This window comes from Mesorhizobium sp. M7A.F.Ca.CA.001.08.2.1, assembly GCF_003998455.1.
Classification (GTDB): domain Bacteria; phylum Pseudomonadota; class Alphaproteobacteria; order Rhizobiales; family Rhizobiaceae; genus Mesorhizobium; species Mesorhizobium ciceri.
Genome location: NZ_RZPW01000779.1, coordinates 1 through 2,814 on the forward strand (window position 1 = coordinate 1; position 2,814 = coordinate 2,814).

The 2,814-nt window shown below is 61.3% G+C and carries 3 protein-coding genes; all 3 read right to left on the reverse strand.

Going from position 1 to position 2,814, the window contains the following annotated elements; all coding sequences use genetic code 11:
- A partial coding sequence (locus tag EN914_RS30740) for a hypothetical protein (protein ID WP_164779030.1) occupies positions 1–359 on the reverse strand: 359 nt, incomplete at its 3' end.
- An 80-nt stretch (positions 360–439) separates the two neighbouring features.
- Entirely contained in the window at positions 440–766 is a 327-nt protein-coding gene (locus EN914_RS30745; RefSeq protein ID WP_024503202.1) for a hypothetical protein, read from the reverse strand.
- Entirely contained in the window at positions 763–2,739 is a 1,977-nt protein-coding gene (locus EN914_RS30750; RefSeq protein WP_127232089.1) for a hypothetical protein, read from the reverse strand. Before EN914_RS30750 ends, EN914_RS30745 begins: the two co-directional genes overlap by 4 nt.
- Positions 2,740–2,814: the final 75 nt, after the last annotated feature.

Sequence of the window (2,814 nt, forward strand, 5' to 3'; positions counted from 1 at the left end):
CCGCCGCCGACCGTGCCCGCCATTTCGGTCAACGCCGCCACGAAAGGGGCAGCACCGCGCGGCATCGTCACGCGCACGATTGCAGCAAGCAACTCGGCCTTCTCATCCAGAGAAAGGTTCTTTGCATTCGCCTCGTCGATGTTCGAGCAGCCGGCCGCGATCAACGCGGCGATGATAGTGTCAGACATGCCAAGCAGCGGTTCGATCTGGAAATTGCCGCGCGCCCACATCTTTCGCAAGTCCGGGAAGCGGAACAGGAGGTCGGCGATCGTTTGCACCTCGACGCCGCGAATAATCGCTTGGTCGCCGCGCACCGGCACCGTTGCAGTCAGTGGCGCAATTGAGAGAAGGTCAGGCATGTAGGGTCTTCCTTTCGGGGTTCAAAAAAGGGTCAAGGCGGCGACGACGCCGTATGCGAGTAAAAAGGCCAGCCAGGCGATCATGCTTCGCCCCCAGCCGGCCCGTATGCCATCTGCACGATCTCGGCCGACGTCATCATGGCCAGCGCGTATTCGTTGCCGAACTGCTGCCAGAGCGTGAACGGGATCGCGACTTTGACGGTCGAACCGTCTTCCATGTCCAGGATGATGCCGACCCACTCGCCTTTCGGCGCCGGGCCGAAATGAAGGCCCATGACATGCCGGCTTTTGAAGTCGCCGAAGCGCTCTTGAAAAGCCGTCTGGTTTGCCCGCACCTTCGGGTTGTGCTGATCTCCGGGCTTCGGGATCGTGGCGGGATCGAAGTCTGGCATGTCAAAATTGCTCATCGCATCGGCCTTCTGCCAAGGGACGTCAACGCGCTCTTGACCGCGAAATTCTGCAGCTTTCTGACGATGTGATCTTCGCCTATGAGGTCGAACACATCTTGGGGACCAAGACCGAAGTCGAGCCGCACAGTGGTCATGGCGCCGCTGCTGACCGATGGTGCCAGATTTAGGCTGCTGGCAAGACCGCCGACGGCAAATCTCTGCGGCGACATCGATCGGTTGAAGTGATCGGCTACTCCGCCGACGCTGAAGCCCTTAGCCAACCCCCGGAAGGCTTCAATATTGGGCATGACGCCGGAATTCAGCGCATGGAAGAAATCCGCCCCGAGTTGCTTGACGATCGCCGCCCGGACGACAAATTCGCCCACGCTCAATCTTGCGAAGATGGAGTCGCTGGTGCTGGTACCCGGGCCGTGAGCAAGGTGGCCGCCGCCGGCGAAGCCTTGTGTCGACGATCCGCCCCCACCCGAATCCCCACCGCCGAAACCGGCGAGCTGCTTTGCAAACTCAATCGCCGATTTGATTTTCGATATGACGCTGTCGACGAGTGCAGAGACCCGCCCGAGAATGCTGCGGGCGATATCGACGATGCCGTTCAGGATAGCGGAGATGCGCGTGGTGATGCCTTGGAAGGCCCCCACGATGCGCTCGACGATCTGTTGCGCGATCTGGCCAAGGCGCTCGATAAGACCGCCCCACGCCGCCGCGATGCTCTCGACGATCGCATTGAACGCGTCAATGGCCATCTGCTGGCCGGCCCCGAAGGCAGCAACGATCTGCGACCAAATATCAGTGGCACCTTGGACGATCGCCGCCCATGCCGCCGCTGCGCCTTCGGTGATGAACTGCCATGCGGCAGCGGCGCCGGCCTGGATGTCAGTCCAGAAAACACGTATGGCGATTCCGGCACCGACAGCCGCGGCAGCGATGGCCAGCGGGATACCGCCAACCAAGCCGGCCAGGAGCCCGACGCCGGACACAACGACGCCGATGATCGAGCCGAGCAGGCTAAATGCTCCGACCAGCGAAAGGACCGCTGCGCCGAGCGCCAGCTCGCCTGCCGTGATGTCCGTTCCGAAAACTCGGTTAAGCAGATCGGCAACGAATTGCGCGCCCTCGCGCAGCGCTTTGAATGCCGGCAACACCAGGCCGTTGAACACGCCCGAGACATCGTTGCCGAACTGCACAATGGCAGCCGCCCATTCCTTGATCCATGGGTTCTTGACGTTCTGGCTGTTGCCGCTGAGAAGGTGCAGGAGGTCGCCTACGACGCTCAGAACGTTGCGATTGATAACCTCCGCCATATCGACGAAGGCCTGGCGGTTATTGTTGATCACGTCGGCGAAGCCATTCGCCAGCACCGTCAAGCCGGGTCCGAAAACCAGGCCCATCTGCAACCGTGTACCGGCCGCCGCCTTCTTGATGCTGTCCAAGCTATCGCCCAGCGCATCACCGATGGCGGCCTGTTCCTTGGTAAGCACGATGCCAAGCTGCTCGGCCTGCTTGCCGAGATCCTGCAGACCCGCTTTGCCGGCGTTCAGAAACGGCAAGAGTTCGGCACCGGATTTTCCAAAAAGCTCGATCGCCAAAGCGGCTTTCAACGCGCCATCCGGCAGCCGAGCGAAGGCGTCAGCGACGTCTAAAACTATGTCCTCTGTCGGCCGAAGCTTGCCGTTGATATCTTTTATCTTTACGCCAAGCCGGTCGAATATGTTGCCGGCCGCCTTGGTCTTGTCGGCCGCCTTTTCGGTCGCGCCGCCGAACTTCGTCACCTTGACGCCGGCCGCGTCGATAGTGTCGCCAGCCTTGTCGCTTCCCTTGACGGCTTCGGCGAGCGCCCTGTTTAATTTGCTCATACCGGAGACGAACTGATCGTTGCCTACGTCCGCCATCTCGGCGGCGAAGGCCAGGCGGGTGTAAGCTTCGGTTTGCAGTCCCGTTTTTTCGGCACTTTTGCCCGCCTGGTCCGCCACCTCGCCGGAGGATTTCGCAAGACCGAACAGCGCGGCCCCTGCAGTGCCGGCAACGGCGGTCAGGCTTGTACCCAA